The sequence below is a fragment of the Pseudomonas sp. WT-JTC genome, assembly GCF_056711565.1.
The window spans coordinates 2626637-2650639 of sequence record NZ_CM160042.1 but is presented as its reverse complement, the minus strand read 5'-3'; the positions used below and the strand labels follow the sequence as shown (position 1 = coordinate 2650639).

Here is a 24003-nt window from a genome sequence, read left to right as displayed (position 1 = left end):
ACGCCCTTATGTGTCGGGCACAGTGAGATCAAGCGAAAAATGGGTGATGGCGACCCGGGCAGGGTCGCCAAGAACTGACGGGGCCGTCGCCCCTGATGATCAGCGCGGTGCTTTACCCGCCACCGAGTAGAGCACCTGCTGGTTCCGGGTTTTCATGAACTCGTCCAGGCTCTGCCCACGCATCGCCGCGTAGACCTGCAAGTTGGGAATGCCGAGTACCGCAGCAAGCTTTTCCAATACGAAGAAGATCGCCCCGTACTGGATCAATCCGCGCCAGTCACGGCGCCGCAGCAGTTCGCGTTCCTCTTCGCTCAAGCGGCCTTCCTCGAACAGCGCCTCCGGGGCATCGAGAAAGCGTTGACGCCATTGCGGCTCGATCATGCGATGCAGGAATTTGTTCAGGCGATAACCCTTGGCACTGCGCTCCAGGGTGAACGGATAGGTCCCTTCAAGTTTCTCGATACCGACCAACTGGTGTTGCATATGCTGCAAATGGCGTGTGTTCACATCAGCCGGAACCGGCCGATCCTGGTTCTCCAGCAACAGTGTCGCGATGCCGGTCATGGACGGCAGGTAATAGTCCTGATGCAGGTTTTTCACCGTGGCCGACAAGGCGCCACGCATGATCAACCAGGTGATCACCTCCGAACCCTCCATGCCCCCGAGAGTGGCGTACTCGGCATGGGTCATCTCGGTCAGCCGTACCGGGTCGTTGACCAGCAGATCAATGAACTGCTCGTCCCACTGCGAATTATTGAAACCGCAACGCTCGCCATGCACCTGATGAGACACGCCACCGGTGGCGACAATGGCCACTTTCAGGTCTTCGGGATAGCTTTCAATGGCCCGGCGCAAGGCCAGGCCCAGCTTGTAGCAGCGCAAGGCGCTGGGGATCGGGAACTGCAACACGCCGACCTGCAGCGGCACGATTTCCACCGGCCATTCAGGTTCGCAAGGCAGCAGCGCCGACATCGGCGAGAAGAAACCGTGGTCCAGCGGCTTGTCGCGGAAGAAGCTCATGTCGAACTCGTCAGCCATCAGGCTTTGGCCAATATGCCGCGACAGCGCCGCATGCCCGCCGACCGCTGGCAGCGAGCGGGGGTTACCGCCCTCGTCCGCCACCTCGTAACGCTCATCGACCCCGAGGGAGAACGCACCATAGTGATCGAAGAAAAACGACGTCACGTGGTCGTTGAAGATGTAGAACAACACATCCGGTTGTTGCTCCTTCAACCACAGCTTGATCGGTTCGAAGCCTTCGAAGATCGGCGCCCAGGCGGCCTCATTCTGTTTGTCGTGATCGACGGCAAAGCCGATGGTGGGTGTATGGGATACAGCGAGGCCACCGATGATGCGTGCCATGATGAGTTCCTTTTTGCGAAGAAGATTATTGCGTCAGCAAGGCCTGGTTGGCCTGGCGCCGCGCATGACCGTTGGCCAGGATCGCCAGTGCGGCGATGAAGGCCGGCACGCTCAACAGGGCGAACAGCAACGGCAGGCCCAACCCGAGACTGAGCACCGCACCACCGATGAGAGAACCAAAGATAGCGCCGAAGCGACCGATGCCCAGCATCCAGCTCACGCCTGTGGCGCGGAAATCGGTCGGGTAGTAACCGGGAGCAAAAGCGTTGAGTCCGGTCTGCGCGCCGCTCATGCAAAAACCTGCCGCGACTACACCGAACGCCAACAGACTCGATTCCAGACTGAACGCCCCCAACAGCAGGATAAACACGCCGCCCAAGGCATAGGACGTGGCGATGACCCTGTTCGGATTGCGCCGGTCCATGGCCCAACCTACCGCAATCGCGCCGACCGTACCGCCAATCTGGAACAGGCCGGTGATGGTCGCCGCCCGCTCGATGGACAGGCCACCTTCGCGCAACAGGGTCGGCATCCAGCCCATGGTCAGGTAGATCACCAGCAGGCCCATGAAGTAGGTCATCCACAGTGCGACAGTGCCGAACCGAAAGCCCTCGGTGAACAGCATGCGCACCGGCGCTTTATGCTGTGCCTGAGGCTCGGTCATGGTGAATTTCGTGGTGGCCGAAAAGGTGCCACCCAACTTGTTCAGCACTTTGGCGATCTGTGCAGCAGGTGCATTGCGGGCCGCCAGGAAACGTGCGGATTCCGGCAACAGCAACCAGAGGAAAGGCAGCAACACCAGTGGCAGGATGCCGCCGACCAGCAACACCGATTGCCAGCCGTGCAATGGAATCAACCAGGCGGCGACCAAACCGCCCATTCCCGAGCCCATGTTGAAACCGGTGAACATGATGGTGATGAACAGCGAGCGGTTGCGCTCTGGCAGGTATTCGGCAAGCAGCGTGGTGGTGTTCGGCATCGCGGCGCCCAGGGCCACGCCGGTCAACAGCCGCAAGGCCGCAAGTTCGTAGGGGTTGCGGGCGAATGCACAGGCAAGACTCAGCACGCTGAATCCGGTCACCGCAAACAGCAGCACCTTCTTGCGTCCCAAGCGATCAGCGTAAGGGCCGGCCGTCAACGCACCAATGGCGAGCCCGACCATGCCCGCGCTCATGACCGGGCCGAATGCGGCTTTTGACAACCCCCATTCCTGAATCAGTGAAGGCGCGATAAACCCCATGACCGCCACATCGAGGCCATCGAATAGAACAATGAAGAAACACAGGCTCATGATGAGCCACTGGTACCTGGCAACCGGACGGTTATCGATCCACGCTTTGATGTCGACCGTTTCGTGACTCATGTTTTCACCTTCTTATTTTTGTAGAAATGCCGAACGGCTTGGGGATTGGCGCAGGCCAGAGGCCGCCCGACAGCCGAACGTTGAGCGTGACTTTAAAGCCGCAGGTGCCTGCCGCGCCTCTGGGAAATCCTTAAACGGGTATCTGTTTTGTTTATCGGATATTTGAGGCGTGCCGCGCGGCCATACAGGAATGCCGATAAAAAAAACCGATAACTGCTTAATGACTTCACAGGCGACGATCGGGAAACGCTTGCCTTAAGGTCGACGCTACTGCCTTGACGGCGGTAGCGGTGATTGACTCTCCGTAGCCGCACATACTAATAAAATAGGGGTTTGAACATGGTCACGCGTCTCGATGACAGCGGTTTTTCCCGCCGCTCGCTGCTCAAGAAAAGCTCCATTGTGCTGACAGCCAGCACCGCGCTCGGCATGCCGATCCTGAGCCAGGCCACCTCACTCAACAACAAGGAAGACCCCCATCAATTGCCAGGCACCGTCATGGATTCCCAACTACTGAGCCTGTTGTCGCAACCCAAGATCGATTGCCACCATCATGTGATCGACCCTGCCCAATACCCCTACCCCACTGACTCCACCTACCAACCGGCAGGGCCTGAGGTCGGACCCGCGGCGTATTACGAACAGGTCATGCAGGCCTATGGCATTCGCCATTCAGTGATCGTGCAGCCGACCTCCGCCTATGGCTACGACAACCGTTGTCTGCTGGACACGCTGGCGCGCAACAAGGGCCGCCATAAAGGTGTCGTCGTGGTGCCGAACGATGTCTCCAGCGAGACGCTCGCGCAGTACAAGGCACAAGGTGTAGTCGGCGTGGCGCTCAATGCGGCACTGCTGGGTCCCGAGCGTTTCCTGAAGGTCGACACCCTGATGGGACGCCTGGCCGAGCTGGACCTGTTCGCCCAGATCCAGGTGAAAGACGATCAACTGCTTGCACTGTTGCCCTTGCTGCAGCGCACACGCCCCCGCGTGCTGATCGACCACTCCGGCCGGCCCGATGCCAGCGTCGGCTTGCAACAGCCGGCCTTCCAGGCACTGCTGGCTCTTGCCGGCAACGGACGCACCTTCGTCAAACTCTCCGGGCTGTCGCAATACTCCAGGCAGAGCTACCCGTATGCCGATGCCCAGCCATACCAGCTTGCACTTTTGCGGGCGTTCACTGCCGAAAACTGCATGTGGGGCACGGACTGGCCGTTCTTGCGCGCGCACCAACACATGGAGTTAGGTACCGTTCTGACAAACTTCGGCGAGATGTTCCCGAATGCCAGTGACCGCCAGCAGATTCTTTGGGAAACCCCAAAACGCCTGTTCGGCTTTACCGCCTGACCCCGAACATCACGGAAAACTCAGCCTGACTTGACCCGGCAGGCTGTCCGGCCGCCCTTTTGACTCAAACCCGAAAGTGGACAACTGGAGGGCTTGATCTTGCAGGGTGCCATAGGAGAAAAGCATTACCGGTTGCTCGGTTGGATGGAACATGGAAGCTCCGAAGTTGTTCAGATCAGCAAGTCTTCATGGAACGCGCCAAACGGACGCTCGGGATGGGTGATCTGAATTTCCAGAATCCACAGGCCGGTGTTCGGGTAATGATCCAGATCCCCGAGGTCGCCGCCCCGGTAAATCGCGTGGGGAAAATCGCTGACTCTGTGGCCTTTGATGTCGAGGTGGAGCTTCCATCCCATGGCCTGTGCCTGAGCGTCCGCAAAGTCATAAAGCGCCACCCCGGAAACACGCTCGCTGCGCCAGAAACTTTCGACCCGGTTGAACAGCTCCTTGGCCGCTGCGGCACAGGCGAGCATTTCTGGATCGGTGCCGGTGGTGAAGGTCGCGCCGGCATCGCCTTCGTGCCCTTGCCACACCACCCCCATGTCGATGAAGAAAATGTCGTCGGCCCCCAGCTCGGGGTCGCCATCGGAGCGTTGCTTGAAAGTCTTGAGCGTGTTGGCGCCAAAGCGAACCAGCAACGGGTGCCAGATCCGGTCCATGCCCAGTTCCGCCAGAATCTCTTTGCCTCGCAACTGCGCCTCGGATTCACGCATACCGGGTGTGATGACACGGGCGATCCGGTCGATAGCCTTCCAGGTCATCTGCTGCGCATGACGCATCGTTTCCAGTTCGTAACGCTCACCTACCGCTTCTTTGCCGCTCAAAAACGTACTCATCATTCATTCCCTTGGTAAGAAAGTGCAGGCCATTCGCTATATAGTTTTGTATATTGCGATACTTGATTTCAAAGATAAAGCCATGACCCAGGCTTCGACCCAACCTTATGACAATCGCCAACACCGCAACCGGTGACCAATGCAGCGCGCTGGATCACTCTCTCAAGCCCGCAGTGACTCGCATCCGCCAGCGCAATCAGCACCTGATCCTGAAGGCCGCCAGCGAAGAGTTTTCAGCGACTGGCTTCGACGCAACCCAGACCCGTGATATCGCAGCGCGTGCCGGGGTTCCCAAGGCCAATCTCTATTACTACTTTCAAAGCAAAGAGAATCTATACGCTCAAGTACTGCTGAGTTTTGTCGAGCCACTGCTCAAAGCTTCAGCGGCATTAAGAGAAAGCGACGACCCGGTGGCTGGCTTGCAGGCCTACATACACGCCCGGATTCGCATCATTCAAGAAAACCCTCTCAGTTCAAAAGTCTTTAGCCACGAACTGTTGTTTGGTGGAAAACATTTACCTGAGGAGTGCAAGAACTTGCTGCAAGTGGAGGCCCAGCGCAACGTCGATTGCCTGCGCAGCTGGATTGATCGTGGTCTGCTCGCGCCGGCTGATCCCGAACATTTGATGCTCTTCATTTGGTCGGCAACCCGAATCTATACCAATCTGGGATGGCAGATGTCACTCATTACCGGCACACAAAAACCGAACGACGCAGACTACAAGTGCGCAGCGGCGACCATTACCCGGATGGTGCTGAGCGGCGTTGTTCCAAAAATCGGGAACGGATTTAAAGCCGCAGCATTTATAACTTGAACGACAGCCTGCCAACACCGGGGATCAGGAATGGCTGGCCAACCAGGCCCGGGTGATCGAGAAAGCCTGAGCCAGCCGCTCAGGTGCGCATGTCGCGGGGCATGGGATTTCCACGCTCCAGTGCAGCCGGGGTGGCAGGACATCGAGCAACTCGGCCAAGGGCAACTGTCCCTGACCGGGCGGCAGGCGACCCTCGCGGGCTTCGCGGATGATCCCCTCCCCCGTGGGCGCCAGCCCCGGCGCATCGCACCACTGCACACCGTGGATGTAACGCCGATCCAGTTGAGCCACGGCAGCGGCGTTGCCGCCGGAGCGGAACAGGTGCAACGCATCCAGCAGCACGCCGCCGTTGGCCTGCCCCGCCGCCGCGATCAAAGCGACGGCCTGTTGCAGGTTGCCAATGTGACGCCAGCGCATGAATTCCAGATCCACACGCAGGCCATAACCGGCAGCCAACTCGCACACGGCAGCGAAATTGTCCGTGAGCCGGCATTGCTCCGGATCGTCGCCCGACACAGTGAGGCAACGCGCCCCCAGTTGTGCCCCGGACTCGAGCAGCGACGCAAACCCGGCGACGTCCACTTGCGGCGTCAGCTCGACGAATTCGATCTCGTTGACCACCACGCCTTCGCTATCCAGCATCGTCTTCAACTGCTGCAGCGCCTGACTGCCCGGCGCCAGCGGGTAAGCGACACCACCCGCCATGGCCGGGTGCAGGCGCAGGCCGACCGAACTGAAACCGGCGCGCGCCGCCTCTCGTACCAGGGCATCGGGCGCCAGCTCCAGCGCGGTGAGGTGCGCGACACCCAGGCCACTCAATAGGTGGCCCTGCCGCCACTGAGGTCGAACACAAAGCCTGTGGTGAAGCTGCACTCGGGCCCGGCGATCCAGGTCACCATGTTGGCGATCTCCTCGATTTGCAGGAAACGCCCCATGGGAATCTTGGCCTTGCTCGCGGCAATGTGTTCCGGGGTCATTTCCGCCATCAGCCCGGTTTCCACCATGGCCGGAGCAATGCAATTGAGCAGCACGCCGTCCTGGGCCAACTCCTTGGCCGCTGCCTTGGTAAATGCGATGACACCGGCCTTTGCCGCCGAATAACCGGAGATGTATTGCACGCCGTCCTTGCCGGCCATTGAGGCGACATTGACGATGCGCCCGTAGCCGCGCTTGCGCATGTGCGGGATGACCGTGCGGCAGCAATGGAACACGCCCGTCAGGTCGATGGCGATGACCTGGTCCCAGGCCGCTGTCGGGTACTCCCAGCAAGGGGCTACCGGTCCATTGATACCGGCATTGTTGACCAGGATTTTGACGCCGCCCTGCTGGGCAACGACCTCGCCGAAAGCCGCCTCGACGGACGCCAGTGAGGCGACATTGACGGCTTGCCGCATCACCGGTTCAAAGCCGTTGGCGACGCTGTCCCAGCCATCGACCGCCAGGTCCCAGATGACGATCTGCGCGCCAGCCTTGTGCAAGCGACGGGCAATGCCCAGGCCAATGCCACGCATGCCGCCGGTAACGATGGCCGTCTGGCCTTCAAGGTATCGGGTCATCAAAGTGCTCCTTGTTGAACGGATTGGATTTCGGGCAGGCGGCGCAGATCGCGCACCATGAACAGGTAACACAGCGCACCCAGTACGGTGATCGAGGAGACGAAAGCCAGGGCCCAGACGAACGAGCCCGTGGTTGTGACAATGACGCCGATGGTCAACGGGGTGACGATGCCGGCGGCATTGGCGAACAGGTTGAACACACCACCGCTCAAGCCGAGCAAGCCTTTGGGGGCGATATCGGAGACGATCATCCAGGCCAGCGCCGACATGCCCTGGGCGAAATAGGCCACGCACAGAATGGCGATCACCAGTGCGTCGGAGTCCACGTAATTGGCCAGCACGATCACCGATGCGGTCAAAAGACCTGCGATCACCGGCAACTTACGCGCGACATTCAACGAGTAACCGCGGCGCAGCAACGCGTCCGACAGCCAGCCTCCGGCCAGGGTGCCCAGGGAAGCCGCAATGAACGGCAGCACCGCCACCCAGCCTACCTTAAGCCAGGGCATGTGCCGCTCGGTGACCAGATACGTGGGGAACCAGGTCAGGAAAAACACGTTCGTCGAGTTACAGGCAAACTGCCCCAGGCAGATCCCCAGCATGTTGCGATGCTTGAGCAATGCAGGAATCTGCGACCAGGAGAATCGCGTGGCCTTCTGGCCCCCATCGACCACCCCGCCGCCTTCGGCGATGTAGTCGAGCTCGGCCTGATTGGCCGTGATCGACTCATGGGGCTCGTGGTACTTGCGCCACCACACCAGGCCATAAAGAACACCCAGGATGCCCACCGCCATCAGCAGTACGCGCCAGCCATGGGCGTGCAGCACCCAGAACAGCAACGGCGTGAGAAACGCCAGCCCGACGTATTCGGCGAAGGTGTAGATGCCGGTCGCCCGAGCGCGCTCGCTCTGCGGGAACCAGGTCGCGACCACCCGACTATTGGTGGGAAAGCACGGTGCTTCGCTGGCGCCCACCAGCAGGCGAAAACCCAGTAACGAGAGAAAGCCCTGGGCGAGACCTTGCAGGCCGGTGAACAACGACCATAACGTCAGCGCCAGCCAATAGGTGAACTTCGTGCCCAACCGGTCGATCAGGATGCCGCCGGGAATCTGCGCGGCGGCATAGGTCCAGGAAAATGCCGAGAAGATGAGCCCCATCATGACGGCATTCAGCCCCAGGTCGGCACTGATGCTGGGGGCGGCGATACCCATGACGCTGCGATCCAGGTAGTTGATCATGGTGCCACCGGAAATCAGCGCCAGGATCATGAATCGGGTGCGGGTTCTGGCGGTTTGCGCCGTCGGACAGGCGAGCGTTGCCGCCGCAAATCTATTGTCGGTCGTCATCGTTTTGTTCCTTGTTGTTATCGGGGGTATTACTAGTGGCGCAACTGCCCTGGGCAGGCTCAATGCTCGCCAAAACCGAACAGTCGCCGTGGCGTGTCCCACATCACCTTTCGCCTTACACTGCAATCGGGCATCAGTCGCTCGGCCAGTTTGAGCAGCGGCCCGTAGTCCACGCGCGATTGCTCGCGAATGAACGGCCAATCCGAACCCCACACGCACGCATCCGGGCCAAAGGCCTGGAGCAGCGCCCGCACGTAGGCACCGGCTTGCTCATCGAGATGATCGTGAGCGGCGAACTTCTGCATGCCGGAGATTTTCACCCAGGCCCGGCCGCTCGCGGCCAGACCCAGTAGCGCCTGGAACCCTGGCTGACCGAGGCCTGCGCGGACGTCGGGACGGCCACAGTGGTCGATGAGCAGCCGCGGCGCAGTCGATTCAATCAAGCCCAGCAACTCGACCAGTTGGTTGCCATGGACCTGGATCTGGGCGAACAGGTCCAGTTCGGCGAGCCGCCCGAAAAGCCCGGCCGCATCACTCATGACGTCCACGCCTTCCAGCGCGGGATTGAACGCAATGCCCACCACGCCCTGTTCCTTGAGCGCGGCCAGTTCATCCAGGCCGGTGTCATGGTCGACAACGGCAATCCCCTTGAAGCGGCCCTCGCTTTGCCCCAGCGCATGCAGCAGGCAACGATTGTCCGTGCGGTAGCCACTGCTCGGCCCCACCAGCAAAGCGTGTTGCACACCATAGGCGCCCATGACCCGGCCGAACTGCTCCAGGGTCGCGACCTCCTGCCCGGCGGGTGCGTAAATCGTGTCGGCGCGATAGGCAAAGCGCGCGGGGTCAAACAGATGGTTATGGCAATCGATCTTGGGTTCGTCGTAGATGCTCAAGGCTGCTCCCGCCAAGCGTCACTGCGCCTGCTCACTGATCTTTGTTATTGTTCGCCGCGTGGGCGATGCCGTGGCAGTGAAGATACGACCAGGCGATCAATAGCGCTCATACAGAGATCGCTCGAACAATAACCAAAGGTTAATGACCCATGCCCTACGGCGAAGGCCCCGACGCCAACACGATGCTGTTCAAACTGCGGCACATGGAAGTGTTCCGGGCGGTGATGCTGACCGGCTCGATCAGCGGTGCGGCAAAAATGCTCTACGTGTCGCAGCCGGCAGTCAGCAAGCTGATCACCTATATCGAGAGTCGGCTGGTCTACCGCCTGTTCCAGCGCATCAACAATCGCCTGGTGCCCACCGCCGAAGCCGTGACCCTTTACCGGGAAGTCGAGCGTGTCTACCAGGCTGCGCTGGCCGTCAATGAGTGTGCGTTGGCCCTGGCCAACGGCCCCCACCGTCAGCTGCGCATCTGCTGCAGTGCTTCACTGTCGACGGTGGTCATCCCGTTCGCCCTGGCCCGACTCAAGCGGGAATTGCCATCGCTCAACATTGAATGGCAAACCACGCTGATGGGCGACATGCCCAACCAGATCCTCTCGAAGAAAGTCGACCTGGCTGTTTCGGCGCTGCCGCTGATCCATGACCACCTGCACTCGCTGGCCTTCATGCGCGCACGCATGGTCTGTGTAATGCCGGCTGATCACCCCTTTGCCCACCGATCTTCATTGTCACTGCACGAACTGGTCGACCAGCCGTTGTTGCTGTTTCGCCCCGACATGCCTTTTGGCCGGCTGCTGGCCGACGAGATCGAACGCCAGGGCCTGAACCTGTGCTCCATGCTGAATTTCACCAATGCCAACGAAGCGGTCGCCCTGGTCAAGCAAGGCATGGGGCTGACCATCATTGATGAGTTCGTGGCCCAGGACAGTGGCCTGATCGTCGTACCGCTGGTTGAGGCGATTCATTTCGATATCAGCTTTGTCTACTCGCGGTTTGAGCCGCTTGGCGAATCCGCCATGCAGCTCATGCAGGTGCTTTATCGCCAGGCGGTCAAACTGGGACGAGTGATCCCCGGCTGCGAACTGCCGAATGTCGACCGATAACCACGAAGGCAGCGCACAGATTGAACATCGATACCCGAATCAAATTCCGTCATCTTGTCTGCTTTCTCGAGGTCGCGCGCCAGGGCAGCCTGGCACGAGCTTGCGACAAGTTGGCAATCAGCCAGCCAGCGCTCTCCAAAACGCTGAAGGAACTGGAAACCCTGCTGGCTGCCACGTTGTTTGAGCGGGGAAAAAAGGGCTCGACACTGACCGAGGCCGGAGTGGCCTTTTTGCACTATGCGGGACCGAGCGTGCAATCGCTACGTGAAGGGGTCAACAGCCTGCGCTCCGGTGTACATGAGCCGATTACCGTACGACTGGGCGTGCTATCCACCGTCGAAAGCCTGTTGGTTCCTGAAGTTGTCTGCCGTCTGCACGACCGACAACCCGCGTTGACGGTCAGTGTCGTGACCGGGCCAAGCGCTTACCTATTGTCCCAACTGCGTGTCGGTGAGCTGGATCTGGTGATTGGCAGAATGACCGATAGCCCATCGATTCTCGGCTTGTCGTTCGAGCACCTTTACAGCGAATCCATGACCCTGGTGGTACGTTGCGGCCATCCGCTGCTGACCGATCCACTGGGGCATAAAAACCTCGAAGACTATCCAGTGGTATTGCCATTGGCGGGAACGACGATCCGGAAATTCGCCGACGGCCTGTTTGTGCAGCACGGAATTACCCCGTCACGCCAACGCCTGGAAACCCTGTCGGTAGCCCTGAGCCGGCGCTACGTGCAATGCAGTCAGGCAATCTGGATCGCGCCTCTCGACGCAGTCCGACAGGACTTGCGGCAAGGTGAGTTGGTGGAGTTGGATCTGAGGATGCGTGAGCCAGGCGGTTCTGTAGGGTTATGTACAAACCCTGCGATGCCTGTGACACCGGCAGCGCAGTGGTGCGTGGAGGCTCTGCGGGAGGTCGGGCAAGAATATCGTGAGGGGAAATATCCATAACCTTTTGGATATGGATAAAGTCGGTTTTTTCAATTTCGGGTTGGGGCGCAACGAGGGAGACTGAGCCACAGGTAGCCGCCAATGTAGCGCTTGCCTCTGACTAACCCTGACAACAGGAAGACCGACATGTCTGATGCGCATGACAGCCGCTTCGTCATTCGTGACCGTAACTGGCACCCCAAAGCCCTGACGCCTGACTACAAGACTTCGATCCCGCGATCCCCCCGCCAGGCACTGGTGAGCATCCCTCAATCGTTATCGGAAACCAGCGGTCCGGATTTTTCCCACCTGAAACTGGGCCGGCACGATAACGATCTGCTGGTGAACTTCAATCATGGCGGCTTGCCCGTTGGCGAACGCATCATTGTCGCGGGTCGGGTTTGCGATCAGTACGGCAAGCCGATTCCCCATACCCTGGTGGAGATGTGGCAAGCCAATGCCGGTGGCCGTTACCGGCATAAAAAAGACAGTTATCTGGCTCCCCTTGATCCGAATTTCGGCGGCGTCGGCCGTGCATTGACCGACCGCGATGGCAACTACAGCTTCCGCACGGTCAAGCCCGGCCCCTATCCATGGCGCAACGGCCCCAACGACTGGCGGCCGGCCCATATCCATGTCTCCATCAGTGGCCCGTCAATTTCCACGCGCCTGATTACCCAGCTGTATTTCGAAGGTGATCCGCTCATCCCCATGTGCCCGATCGTCAAGTCGATCGCCAATCCGGACGCGGTGCAGAGCCTGATCGCCAGGCTTGATATGAGCATGGCCAATCCTATGGATTGCCTGGCTTATCGCTTTGATATCGTCCTGCGCGGCCAGCGCAAGACTCACTTCGAAAACTGCTGAGGAGGCCTGCACATGCCCGTTCAACTGCTGCCTGAAACCCCGTCGCAAACGGCCGGCCCCTATGTGCATATCGGACTGGCACTGGAGGCGGCCGGCAACCCGCCGCGCGAGCAGGAAATCTGGAACGTCATGGCTAAACCGGGCGCGCCCGGTGAGCACATTCTATTGATGGGTCACGTTTACGATGGCAATGGGCATTTGATTCGTGACGCATTTCTGGAGTTCTGGCAGGCGAACCACGACGGCCTCTACGACACCGCTTACGATCAGGAAAAACCATTCAACGGCTTTGGCCGTACGGCCACCACGGATGTCGGTGAATGGACGATCGAAACCGTGAAACCTGGCCTGGTGAAGAACGCCTCGGGTGTGCCGATGGCAGCGCATATCAATGTGTCGCTGTTCGCTCGGGGCATCAACATTCACTTGCAGACGCGGCTGTATTTCGACGACGAATCCGAGGCCAATGCAGTGGATCCCGTATTGAACCTGATCGAACAGCCACATCGGCGTGAATCCCTGATCGCCAGGCGCTGCACGGTTGACGGGAAGTTGGCCTACCGCTTCGATATCCGCCTTCAAGGCGAATCGGAAACGGTGTTCTTCGATTTCTAACGACGCACGCACCGTGTTGAGATACCCGATCCGCCTTTGCGCGAGCGCAGTTGCCAGCGTCACGCACAGAGCCCACCGCGGATTTATCCGCGATGGGCTCTGCAACCGCGCATCAATGTGCGACCAGCAGCAAACGCATCATGCCGACAGGATAAAGTCCGCCTGATCGATACCCGCACTGTTAACACCGACAAGGCGAATAGAGTCCATTCCGATCCCGATCAGCGTGTCCGCCCCATCAGCCGTAATGCTCACGTTGGCAGCGAACGTCTCGCTGCTGATCCCCAGCCCCGCGATGTTGAGCAAGTCCTGCCCTCCGGCCGGATCGACGTCGAAGCCCTGAATCGAGTCGTTGCCGAAGCCTGCGGCAGCAAACGCGAAGGTATCGTTGCCGAGGCCGCCGTTGAGCGTGTCGTCGCCCAGCCCGCCGATGAACAGATCGTCACCCGCACCGCCGACCAGAATGTCGTTGGCCAGGCCGCCCAGCATCGTGTGGTTTGCCGCCGCTGCATCGTAGGCGAGCTCACTGCCGCTGCCCTCGGTGTTCGCCTGCAATCCCGCCGCCGCGTATTGGCCATTGAGCGCGACCTGCGTCGCGTGCGCGCCGTCGTTCACGATCAACAGGCCGCCGGTGCCTGCGTCATTCGCTGCATAGGTAATCTGCGTATTGGCGCCGAACGCAATATCGCCAAAATCCAGCCTGTCACCTTCGGCAAATCCGCTGACGCTGCCACTGAACGCCGTCGACATGTCGAGCTTCAGCGTGCCTGCCGCACCGCTGTCAAACGTCACATGCTGATCGGAGGCAGCACCGAACTCCAGCATCGCCGAACCGCTGATAGTCGCGTTTCCTGCGCCTGTGGCATCTCCGTGGATGGTGATATTGCCATCGTTCGCCCACAGGCTGCCGCTGTTGACGAGCGCACTTTCAATCACCAATCCGCCGCTGCCGCTCGCTTGCAGCACGCCAGTGTTGGTGACGGCGTTGCTACCGGTATCGATCACCAGCGCATTGACGCCGCTGGCCAGGATCAGGCCCGAGTTGACCAGCATCATCTGCCCCGCACCCAACTGGCCGGCACCCGAGATGGTGTTGTCGGCATTGGTGAGCACCGTGTCTGCACTGCCTCCAAAAATCACGTTATGTGCGCTGTCGGACAGAACCACTTGGCCGCCACCGGTCAACGTCGCGCCACGGAACAGAATCTCGAGATCGGTCCCGCGGCCGGTGGAGCCGAGCGCTATGGTGCCGCTGTTGTCGATGCGGCCACCGAACGGCATGATCGCGCCGTCGGCAATGGTGATGGTGCCCGTATTGGTCGTGACCGGGTCCACATCGAACAGCAGGTTGGCCCCGCTCAACGCCGCCGCATCCACACCTTTGACCGTGATCGTCTGGTCGGCGCTGATGCTGAGCACGGCATTGCCGTTCGCGTCGTTGACGATACTCACATCCGCAAAATCGTTGACGCCCGTGAAGCCGATCAAGTCGATCTTGTCCGCCGCCGCGTCGAAGCTGTAAATGACGTTGTTGCCGATCGGCTGGGCGAAGACGAAGGTGTCGGCACCGGACGAGCCGGTCAGGTTGTCGTCGGCGGACAAGGCGAAGATCGGCGTGCCCGGGGCATAGACTTCGACGTTGTTGAACACATTGGCGCTGGCGGTGCTGCCATCGCTGTTGCTCCAGTGCATGTTGACATCGAGCACCAACGCACCGGCGAAGTCGCTTGGAGTTGTCACAGTCAATGCGCCGGGATCGCTGGTTTGCACGGTCCAGGTGCCGTCGCCGTTGTCGGTACCTGCATTGAACCTCCAGCCCGAGGGAACACCGCTGATGGCCACCGTTATCGGGCCGCTGATATCGGCCGACGGAACGTTGAGGGCTAGATTGATGGGTTCGCCAGCCACACCTGCCGGGAGATTTGCGCTAGAGGTGTACGCAACACCCGTATTACCAGCCAAGTCCGTGTAGGTGTTTGCAATGCTGGCTTTTACAGATCCATTGCCGGTTCTTGTGAAATCCACTGTATAAGTAGTGCCGCTACCGGAGAAGTTGCTGAGGGTTCCGCGGCCTGCGGTGACACTGAAATCACTGATATCGAAGTTAATCACAGCTTCACTGAATGTGATGGTTATTTTGCCGCTTACGTTGTTCTCTAACATTGGGGACGCAGTAATGGAAGTCACTGTTGGAGCCACGGTATCAACTGGCGTCTCAACGACGTTCTGCACGTTTACCGTAATGGTCTGCGTGTCGGTTCCGCCATTGCCGTCGGCCACCTGAACGTCCACAACGTAGGCGTTGTCGCCGTCGGTGCCACCGATATCCTGGGGATTCTCGTAATCGGGCGCCGAAGTGAACGTCAGCACCCCGCTCGAACTGATCGAGAACCTGCTGAAGTCCGTCCCGGCCGTATTCAGGATCGAGTAGCTCAGCGTCTGCGCCGGCAGATCAGCATCGGTCGCCAGCACTGTCGTGACCGCCGTGGTGTTCTCCGCCACGTTGACCGAAGCCGTTGCACCACCACCGTTGGAGCTGATCACCGGTGAGTTGTCGTTGACGCCCGTCACGGTTACCGCGATCGCCTGGTCGTCAAACAGCGTGCCGTCCGACGCCCGCACAATCACGTCATAGACGTTGTTCGTTCCCGAATCAGTCGGTGCTTCAAAGTTGGGTGCAGAGATAAAGCTCAGCACGCCTGTGCCTGAAACGATCGAGAACTTCGCGGCATCCGCTCCGCCGACGATGCTGTAGCCCAGCGTTTGCGCCGGCAGATCAGCATCGGTCGCCGCCACCGTCGTGACCGCCGTGGTGTTCTCTGCCACATTGATCGAAGCCGTCGCACCGCCACCGTTGGAGGTGATCACCGGGGAGTTGTCGTTGACTCCCGTCACGGTTACCGCGATCGCCTGGTCGTCAAACAGCGTGCCGTCCGATGCCCGCACAATCACGTCATAGACGTTGTTCGTCCCCGAATCAGTCGGCGCTTCAAAGTTGGGTGCAGAGATAAAGCTCAGCACGCCTGTGCCTGAAACGATCGAGAACTTCGCGGCATCCGCTCCGCCGACGATGCTGTAGCCCAGCGTTTGCGCCGGCAGATCAGCATCGGTCGCCGCCACCGTCGTGACCGCCGTGGTGTTCTCCGCCACGTTGATCGAAGCCGCCGCACCGCCACCGTTGGAAGTGATCGTCGGTGAGTCGTTGCTGCCGGCGATATGCACGGTGACCGAAGTGAGGGTGCCGTCGGCACTGCTCACCGCGAAGGTGTCGGTGTAGGTGGTACCGGCAGCGAACTCGTTGTGGGCGGAACTGGCGACATAGGTCCAGGCACCGCCGGTGCCGATGGAGAACTGGCCGTAGCTGCCGGTGGTGTTGGTTTGGGCGACGAAGGTTGCGGCGCTGTCGACGTCGCTGATGGTCAGGGTGCCGCCGGTGGAAATGTCGACGGCGGTATTGGTCTCGGTGAGGTTGGCGATGTCGGCGGACAGCACGGCCGCATCGTTGGTGCCGAGGATATGCACGGTGACCGAAGTGAGGGTGCCGTCGGCACTGCTCACCGCGAAGGTGTCGGTGTAGGTGGTGCCGGCGGCGAACTCGTTGTGGGCGGAACTGGCGACGTAGGTCCAGGCACCGCCGGTGCCGATGGAGAACTGGCCGTAGCTGCCGGCGGTGTTGGTTTGCGCGACGAAGGTTGCGGCGCTGTCGACGTCGCTGATGGTCAGGGTGCCGGCGGTGGTCAGCGCAGCATTGGTCTCGGTGAGGTTGGCGATGTTGGCGGACAGCACGGCCGCATCATTGGTGCCGAGGATATGCACGGTGACCGAAGTGAGGGTGCCATCGGCACTGCTCACCGCGAAGGTGTCGGTGTAGGTGGTGCCGGCGGCGAACTCGTTGTGGGCGGAACTGGCGACGTAGGTCCAGGCACCGCCGGTGCCGACGGAGAACTGGCCGTAGCTGCCGGCGGTGTTGGACTGCGCCTGGAAGCTTTCCGGGCTGTCGATATCGCTAATGGTCAGGCTGCCGCCGGTGGTCAGCGGAGCATTGGTTTCGCTCAGCGTAACGCTGGCCGAGGACAGCACGGCGGCGTCGTTGCTGCCGGTGACGGTGATAGTCACCAGTTGGGTGTCGACGCCGCCGAGGCCGTCGCTGACCTGCACGCTGAACACTTCGTTGTGACTCTCGCCCGCCTGCAGCGACTGCACCGCGCTGGCGACACCGTCGGTGCCATTGGCCAGGGTGTAAGTCCACTTGCCGGTGTTGTCCACCGCGATCGAACCGTAGGTGCCCGTATCCGTACCCGCAATGCTCCAGGTCGCCGTGGCGTCGTGGTCGATGTCGGTCGAGCTGAACTGACCGATGACGCTGAGCGTGGTGTCTTCCTGCACCGCGCTGGCATCATTGCCCGTCGCGAAGCTGAGCACGGGCGCGTCATTGCTGCCGGTGACGGTGACGGTCACCAGCTGGGTGTCCACCCCGCCGAGGCCGTCGCTGACCTGCACGCTGAACACTTCGTTGTGGCTCTCGCCCGCCTGCAGCGACTGCACCGCGCTGGCGACACCGTCGCTGCCATTGGCCAGCGTGTAAGTCCACTTGCCGGTGTTGTCCACCGCGATCGAACCGTAGGTGCCCGTATCCGTACCCGCAATGCTCCAGGTCGCCGTGGCGTCGTGGTCGATGTCGGCCGAGCTGAACTGGCCATTCACGCTGAGCGTGGTGTCTTCCTGCACCGCGCCAACATCGTTGCCGGTCGCGAAGCTGAGCACTGGCGCATCGTTGCGGCCGGTGACGGTGACGGTCACCAGTTGGGTGTCCACGCCACCCAGGCCGTCGCTGACCTGCACGCTGAACACGTCGTTGTGACTCTCGCCCGCCTTCAGCGACTGCACCGCGCTGGCGACACCGTCGCTGCCGTTGGCCAGCGTGTACGTCCACTGGCCGGTGTGGTCCACGGCGATCGAACCGTAGGTGCCCGTATCCGTACCGGCAATGCTCCAGGTCGCCGTGGCGTCATGGTCGATGTCGGCCGAGCTGAACTGGCCACTCACGCTGAGCGTGGTGTCTTCCTGCACCGCGCCAACATCGTTGCCGGTCGCGAAGCTGAGCACTGGCGCATCGTTGCGGCCGGTGACGGTGACGGTCACCAGCTGGGTGTCCACCCCGCCGAGGCCATCGCTGACCTGCACGCTGAACACGTCATCGTGGCTCTCGCCCGCCTGCAGCGACTGCACCGCACTGGCAACGCCATCGGTGCCGTTGGCCAGCGTGTACGTCCACTGGCCGCTGCTGTCCACGGCGATCGAGCCATAGGTTCCAGTTGGCGAGCCATTGATGCTCCAGGTCGCCGTGGCATCGTGATCGATGTCGGTCGAGCTGAACTGACCGCTGACGCTGAGGGTGGTGTCTTCCTTCACGGTGCCAACATCGTTGCCGGTCACGAAGCTGAGCACCGGTGCGTCGTTGCTGCCGGTGACGGTGACGGTCACCAGCTGGGTGTCCACCCCGCCGAGGCCATCGCTGACCTGCACGCTGAACACGTCATCGTGGCTCTCGCCCGCCTGCAGCGACTGCACCGCACTGGCAACGCCATCGGTGCCGTTGGCCAGGGTGTACGTCCATTGGCCGGTGGTGTCCACCGCGATCGCGCCGTAGGTTCCAGTTGGCGAGCCATTGATGCTCCAGGTCGCCGTGGCATCGTGATCGATGTCGGCCGAGCTGAATTGGCCGCTGACGCTGAGGGTGGTGTCTTCCTGCACCGCGCCGGCAGCATTGCCCTCCGCGAAACTGAGCACTGGCGCATCGTTGCTGCCGGTGACGGTGACGGTCACCAGCTGGGTGTCCACCCCGCCGAGGCCATCGCTGACCTGCACGCTGAACACGTCATCGTGGCTCTCGCCCGCCTGCAGCGACTGCACCGCACTGGCAACGCCATCGGTGCCGTTGGCCAGGGTGTACGTCCACTGGCCGCTGCTGTCGACCGCGATCGAGCCATAGGTTCCAGTTGGCGAGCCATTGATGCTCCAGGTCGCCGTGGCATCGTGATCGATGTCGGCCGAGCTGAATTGGCCGCTGACGCTGAGCGTGGTGTCTTCCTGCACGGTGCCAACATCGTTGCCGGTCACGAAACTGAGCACCGGTGCGTCGTTGCTGCCGGTGACGGTGACGGTCACCAGCTGGGTGTCCACCCCGCCGAGGCCATCGCTGACCTGCACGCTGAACACTTCATCGTGGCTCTCGCCCGCCTGCAGCGACTGCACCGCACTGGCAATACCATTGGTGCCGTTGGCCAGGGTGTACGTCCATTGGCCGGTGCTGTCCACCGCGATCGCGCCGTAGGTTCCAGTTGGCGAGCCATTGATGCTCCAGGTCGCCGTGGCATCGTGATCGATGTCGGCCGAGCTGAATTGGCCGCTGACGCTGAGGGTGGTGTCTTCCTGCACCGCGCCGGCAGCATTGCCCTCCGCGAAACTGAGCACTGGCGCATCGTTGCTGCCGGTGACGGTGACGGTCACCAGCTGGGTGTCCACCCCGCCGAGGCCATCGCTGACCTGCACGCTGAACACGTCATCGTGGCTCTCGCCCGCCTGCAGCGACTGCACCGCACTGGCAATACCATCGGTGCCGTTGGCCAGGGTGTACGTCCACTGGCCGCTGCTGTCGACCGCGATCGCGCCATAGGTTCCAGTTGGCGAGCCATTGATGCTCCAGGTCGCCGTGGCATCGTGATCGATGTCGGCCGAGCTGAATTGGCCGCTGACGCTGAGCGTGGTGTCTTCCTGCACGGTGCCAACATCGTTGCCGGTCACGAAACTGAGCACCGGTGCGTCGTTGCTGCCGGTGACGGTGACGGTCACCAGCTGGGTGTCCACCCCGCCGAGGCCATCGCTGACCTGCACGCTGAACACTTCATCGTGGCTCTCGCCCGCCTGCAGCGACTGCACCGCACTGGCAATACCATTGGTGCCGTTGGCCAGGGTGTACGTCCATTGGCCGGTGCTGTCCACCGCGATCGCGCCGTAGGTTCCAGTTGGCGAGCCATTGATGCTCCAGGTCGCCGTGGCATCGTGATCGATGTCGGTCGAGCTGAACTGACCGCTGACGCTGAGCGTGGTGTCTTCCTGCACGGTGCCAACATCGTTGCCGGTCACGAAACTGAGCACCGGTGCGTCGTTGCTGCCGGTGACGGTGACGGTCACCAGCTGGGTGTCCACCCCGCCGAGGCCATCGCTGACCTGCACGCTGAACACTTCATCGTGGCTCTCGCCCGCCTGCAGCGACTGCACCGCACTGGCAATACCATTGGTGCCGTTGGCCAGGGTGTACGTCCATTGGCCGGTGCTGTCCACCGCGATCGCGCCGTAGGTTCCAGTTGGCGAGCCATTGATGGTCCAGCTGGTCGTGGCATCGTGATCGATGTCGGTCGAGCTGAACTGACCGCTGACGCTGAGGGTGGTGTCTTCCTGCACGGTGCCAACATCGTTGCCGGTCGCGAAGCTGAGTACCGGTGCGTCATTGCTGCCGGTAATGGTGATGGTGACGCTCTGCGCCGCGGAGGTTGCGTTGGCCGTACCGCTGTTGTCGCTGGCCACCACGCTGTAGGAGAAGCTGATGGTTTCGCCGGCACGCAGGAAATCCAGGTTCTCGCTGCTGCTGTAGTGCCAGCTGGTCTGATCGACCGAGAAACCGGCGACCAGCGCCGCAGCCTGCGCCGCACCGAGGGTGCCGCCGCTCCAGACGATATCGTGGTTCGAACTCTGACTGATCGTGACGACGTCATTGCTGTCCAGGTCGGCGAAGCTCAGCACCCCGCTGTCGCTCAGCGTGGCGGCGCCGTTGCCTTCGTTCATCGCTCCGCTCGCGTCGCCGACGCTCAGGGTTGGCCGGTCGTTGGTGCCGGTCAGGGTGATGGTCACCGTCTGCGCTACCGAGACGGCGTTGGCCGCGCCGCTGTTGTCGCTGGCCACCACGCTGTAGGAGAAGCTGATGGTTTCGCCGGCGCTCAGGAAATCCAGGTTCTCGCTGCTGCTGTAGCTCCAGCTGGACTGATCGACCGAGAAGCCGGCCACCAGCGCGGCGGCCTGCACCGCACCGAGGGTGCCGCCGCTCCAGACCAGATCGTTATTGGCGGTCTGGCTGACCGTCACGATGTCATTGCTGTCCAGGTCGGCGAAGCTCAGGGCCCCGCTGTCGCTCAGGGTGGCGGCGCCGTTGCCTTCGTTCATCGCTCCGCTCGCGTCGCCGATGCTCAGCGTCGGCCGGTCGTTGGTTCCGGTCAGGGTGATGCTCACCGTCTGCGCTGCCGATACGGCGTTGGCCGCACCGCTGTTGTCGCTGGCGACCACGCTGTAGGAGAAGCTGATGGTTTCACCGGCACGCAGGAAATCCAGGTTCTCGCTGCTGCTGTAGTGCCAGCTGGTCTGATCGACCGAGAAACCGGCGACCAACGCGGCAGCCTGCGCCGCACCGAGGGTGCCGCCGCTCCAGACAATATCGTGGTTCGAACTCTGACTGACCGTGACAACGTCATTGCTGTCCAGGTCGGCGAAGCTCAGCGCCCCACTGTCGCTCAGCGTAGCCGCGCCGTCGCCTTCGTTCATCGCACCGCTCGTGTCGCCGATGCTCAGCGTCGGCCGGTCATTGGTGCCGGTCAGGGTGATGGTCACCGTCTGCGCTGCCGAGACGGCGTTGGCCGTGCCGCTGTTGTCGCTGGCGACCACGCTGTAGGAGAAACTGATGGTTTCGCCAGCGCGCAGGAAGTCCAGGTTCTCGCTGCTGCTGTAGTGCCAGTTGTGCTGATCGACCGAGAAGCCGGCCACCAGCGCCGCGGCCTGCGCCGCACCGAGGGTGCCGCCGCTCCAGACGATATCATGATTCGAACTCTGACTGACCGTGACGACGTCATTGCTGTCCAGGTCGGCGAAGCTCAGTGCCCCGCTGTCGCTCAGGGTGGCGACACCGTTGCCTTCGCTCATCGCCCCGGTCGTGTCGCCGATGGTCAACGTTGGCCGGTCGTTGGTCCCGGTCAGCGTGATCGTCACGCTCTTGCTCACTGTCGCCCCGAAGTCATCGGTCAGCGTCACCGTGAACACTTCGGCCTTGGTCTGGCCCGCCGCCAGGTACTGCGCCGCGCTGTTGTTCAGCGTGTAGGTCCAGCCCACGCTGCCCGCCGCGTCGCCGGTGCTCTCATCGCTGACATTGGCCACCAGCGTACCCAGCACACCGGACGGTGCGCTCACGCTGGCCACATGGGCGTCATCGGCCAGATCGACGTCGCCGAAGGCAAAGCTGCCGCTGGCCACCGTGGTGCCGTCTTCGGTCACCGCACCGCTTTCGACTTCTGCCGCCGTCACCGTCGGCGCGTCATTGGTCCCGGTCAGGGTGATCGTCACATTCTTGCTCACCGTCGCCCCGAAGTCGTCGGTCAGCGTCACCGTGAACACTTCGGTCTTGGTCTGGCCCGCCGCCAGGTACTGCGCCGCGCTGTTGTTCAGCGTGTAGGTCCAGCCCACGCTGCCCGCCGCGTCGCCGGTGCTCTCGTCGCTGACATTGGCCACCAGCGTACCCAGCGCACCGGACGGTGCGCTCACGCTGGCCACATGGGCGTCATCGGCCAGATCGACGTCGCCGAAGGCAAAGCTGCCGCTGGCCACCGTGGTGCCGTCTTCGGTCACCGCCCCGCTTTCGACTTCGGCCGCGGTCACTGTCGGCGCATCATTGGTGCCGGTCAGGGTGATCGTCACGTTCTTGCTCACCGTCGCCCCGAAGTCATCGGTCAGCGTCACCGTGAACACTTCGCTCTTGGTCTGGCCCGCGACCAGGTACTGCGCCGCGCTGTTGTTCAGGGTATAGGTCCAGCCCACGCTACCCGCCGCGTCGCCGGTGCTCTCGTCGCTGACATTGGCCACCAGCGTACCCAGCGCACCGGACGGTGCACTCACGCTGGCCACATGGGCATCATCAGCCAGGTCGACGTCGCCGAAGGCGAAGCTGCCGCTGGCCACCGTGGTGCCGTCTTCGGTCACTGCCCCGCTTTCGACTTCTGCCGCCGTCACCGTCGGTGCGTCATTGGTGCCGGTAATAGTGATGGTCACATTCTGCGTTGCCGACGACCCATGACCATCGCTGATGGTGACCAGGTAAGTTTCGGTTACTGTCTGTCCCTGGGCCAGGTACTGCGCTGCCGCATTGTTCAGGTTGTACGTCCATTGCACCGAACCGTTGGCAGCATTCGCGGCTTCGCTTACCGACGAGAGCATGAACGTACCAAGATGAGTAGCGTTGCCCCCCGCCGGCGCGAACGTCACCATGTGCGTGTCACTCAGGTCGACGTCGTTAAAGACAATCGTGCCGCTGGCCGTCAGCGAGTCGGTCGTGCTCGCAGTGGTGTTGGCGTCTTCGGTCACCGTGCCGGCCTGTGCGCCGAGACTGATCGTCACACCATTATTCACGCCCGAAAACTGCACCGTCGCAGTAGCCCAACTGAGCGTTCCGTTGCCGAGGCGAATCGCATAGGTAAAGCTGTCCGTCAGGAGCTCGCCAGTGGCAAGCGCCTGGAGTTGTTCCTTGAACGCAGATGAGAAAGTGGCGGCGTCGTAGCCGACCTTACCGTCCGAGGTGATCCAGATCTTTGCACCATTCAAACTGGTGTCAGAACTTGTCGCCTCGGCCCTCGCCGTATCCTGGGTCAGGAGGTCGGCCGGAGCATAAGTCTTGGTGGCCGTAGAAAGACTGTCCGCGTTGTCGAGTGACCAGAGTGTCTTCGCGTTTCCACCGAGGTCATTGGACATGACGTCCCAATAGACGACCCCCAACAGGTTTTCAGTGGTGCTGAAGATGTCATCCTTCGCCTGCGGCGTGTTGGAAAACGAGGTAACGGTTCCGCCGCTGGTAGTTGTAGTGCTAGCCATGTCTTTCTCCCAAGAATGTCACCCTGAGCAAAAAACCGCTGTGGACCGCTAACAGCCACAGGCCGA

Annotated in this window: 14 protein-coding genes and 1 pseudogene; 6 read left to right on the top strand and 9 right to left on the bottom strand. The window is 61.5% G+C overall.

Annotation, left to right across the window (positions count from 1 at the left end):
* Nucleotides 1–99: 99 nt before the first annotated feature.
* Together AC06G5_RS12145 and AC06G5_RS12140 are read right to left on the bottom strand one after the other, a co-directional pair.
* Nucleotides 100–1362 (bottom strand): gallate dioxygenase, encoded by a 1263-nt coding sequence (locus AC06G5_RS12145; protein WP_413422422.1) that lies wholly within the window; start codon nucleotides 1360–1362, stop codon nucleotides 100–102.
* 25 nt (nucleotides 1363–1387) lie between these two features.
* Nucleotides 1388–2725 (bottom strand): MFS transporter, encoded by a 1338-nt coding sequence (locus tag AC06G5_RS12140; RefSeq protein ID WP_413422424.1) that lies wholly within the window; start codon nucleotides 2723–2725, stop codon nucleotides 1388–1390.
* Between the two features lie 339 nt (nucleotides 2726–3064).
* Between AC06G5_RS12140 and AC06G5_RS12135 the strand changes: the two genes are divergently transcribed.
* On the top strand, nucleotides 3065–4069 hold the full coding sequence (locus AC06G5_RS12135; RefSeq protein WP_480459546.1) for an amidohydrolase family protein: 1005 nt from the start codon (nucleotides 3065–3067) through the stop codon (nucleotides 4067–4069).
* Nucleotides 4070–4102: 33 nt separating this feature from the next.
* Here AC06G5_RS12135 and AC06G5_RS12130 read toward each other — a convergent pair.
* Together AC06G5_RS12130 and AC06G5_RS12125 are read right to left on the bottom strand one after the other, a co-directional pair.
* A pseudogene (locus AC06G5_RS12130) lies at nucleotides 4103–4222 on the bottom strand (gamma-glutamylcyclotransferase); the annotation flags it as partial.
* 17 nt (nucleotides 4223–4239) lie between these two features.
* Nucleotides 4240–4905, bottom strand: a complete 666-nt coding sequence (locus tag AC06G5_RS12125; RefSeq protein WP_413422428.1) for a M24 family metallopeptidase — start codon at nucleotides 4903–4905, stop codon at nucleotides 4240–4242.
* Between the two features lie 173 nt (nucleotides 4906–5078).
* Between AC06G5_RS12125 and AC06G5_RS12120 the strand changes: the two genes are divergently transcribed.
* The gene (locus AC06G5_RS12120) at nucleotides 5079–5720 is read left to right on the top strand and encodes a TetR family transcriptional regulator C-terminal domain-containing protein (RefSeq protein WP_480459884.1); all 642 of its coding nucleotides are present in this window, start codon (nucleotides 5079–5081) and stop codon (nucleotides 5718–5720) included.
* 24 nt (nucleotides 5721–5744) lie between these two features.
* Here AC06G5_RS12120 and AC06G5_RS12115 read toward each other — a convergent pair whose 3' ends face one another.
* The 4 genes from AC06G5_RS12115 to AC06G5_RS12100 are packed head-to-tail and all read right to left on the bottom strand — an operon-like array spanning nucleotide 5745 to nucleotide 9515.
* The gene (locus AC06G5_RS12115; RefSeq protein ID WP_480459545.1) at nucleotides 5745–6539 is read right to left on the bottom strand and encodes a sugar phosphate isomerase/epimerase family protein; all 795 of its coding nucleotides are present in this window, start codon (nucleotides 6537–6539) and stop codon (nucleotides 5745–5747) included.
* Complete coding sequence (locus AC06G5_RS12110) at nucleotides 6536–7276, bottom strand: SDR family NAD(P)-dependent oxidoreductase (protein ID WP_480459543.1); 741 nt, start codon at nucleotides 7274–7276, stop codon at nucleotides 6536–6538. The genes AC06G5_RS12115 and AC06G5_RS12110 overlap by 4 nt, the downstream gene beginning before the upstream one ends.
* The gene (locus tag AC06G5_RS12105) at nucleotides 7276–8622 is read right to left on the bottom strand and encodes an MFS transporter (protein WP_413422435.1); all 1347 of its coding nucleotides are present in this window, start codon (nucleotides 8620–8622) and stop codon (nucleotides 7276–7278) included. The genes AC06G5_RS12110 and AC06G5_RS12105 overlap by 1 nt, the downstream gene beginning before the upstream one ends.
* A gap of 59 nt (nucleotides 8623–8681) precedes the next feature.
* Complete coding sequence (locus AC06G5_RS12100; protein ID WP_413422437.1) at nucleotides 8682–9515, bottom strand: amidohydrolase family protein; 834 nt, start codon at nucleotides 9513–9515, stop codon at nucleotides 8682–8684.
* A 149-nt stretch (nucleotides 9516–9664) separates the two neighbouring features.
* Here AC06G5_RS12100 and AC06G5_RS12095 point away from each other — a divergent pair, with 149 nt between their 5' ends.
* The 4 genes from AC06G5_RS12095 (at nucleotide 9665) to pcaG (ending at nucleotide 13032) form a co-directional block, all read left to right on the top strand.
* Nucleotides 9665–10621: a LysR family transcriptional regulator gene (locus tag AC06G5_RS12095; RefSeq protein ID WP_413422439.1), complete on the top strand. Its 957-nt coding sequence runs from the start codon at nucleotides 9665–9667 to the stop codon at nucleotides 10619–10621.
* Between the two features lie 20 nt (nucleotides 10622–10641).
* The gene (pcaQ, locus tag AC06G5_RS12090; protein ID WP_413705093.1) at nucleotides 10642–11571 is read left to right on the top strand and encodes a pca operon transcription factor PcaQ; all 930 of its coding nucleotides are present in this window, start codon (nucleotides 10642–10644) and stop codon (nucleotides 11569–11571) included.
* Between the two features lie 126 nt (nucleotides 11572–11697).
* Nucleotides 11698–12417 carry a protocatechuate 3,4-dioxygenase subunit beta gene (pcaH, locus tag AC06G5_RS12085; RefSeq protein ID WP_413422443.1) on the top strand — a complete coding sequence of 240 codons (720 nt, stop codon included), beginning with the start codon at nucleotides 11698–11700 and terminating at the stop codon, nucleotides 12415–12417.
* A gap of 12 nt (nucleotides 12418–12429) precedes the next feature.
* Nucleotides 12430–13032, top strand: coding sequence for a protocatechuate 3,4-dioxygenase subunit alpha (pcaG, locus tag AC06G5_RS12080; RefSeq protein ID WP_480459542.1), 603 nt, complete (start codon nucleotides 12430–12432; stop codon nucleotides 13030–13032).
* 138 nt (nucleotides 13033–13170) lie between these two features.
* Here pcaG and AC06G5_RS12075 read toward each other — a convergent pair whose 3' ends face one another.
* On the bottom strand, nucleotides 13171–23937 hold the full coding sequence (locus AC06G5_RS12075; protein ID WP_480459541.1) for a VCBS domain-containing protein: 10767 nt from the start codon (nucleotides 23935–23937) through the stop codon (nucleotides 13171–13173).
* Nucleotides 23938–24003 lie beyond the last annotated feature (66 nt).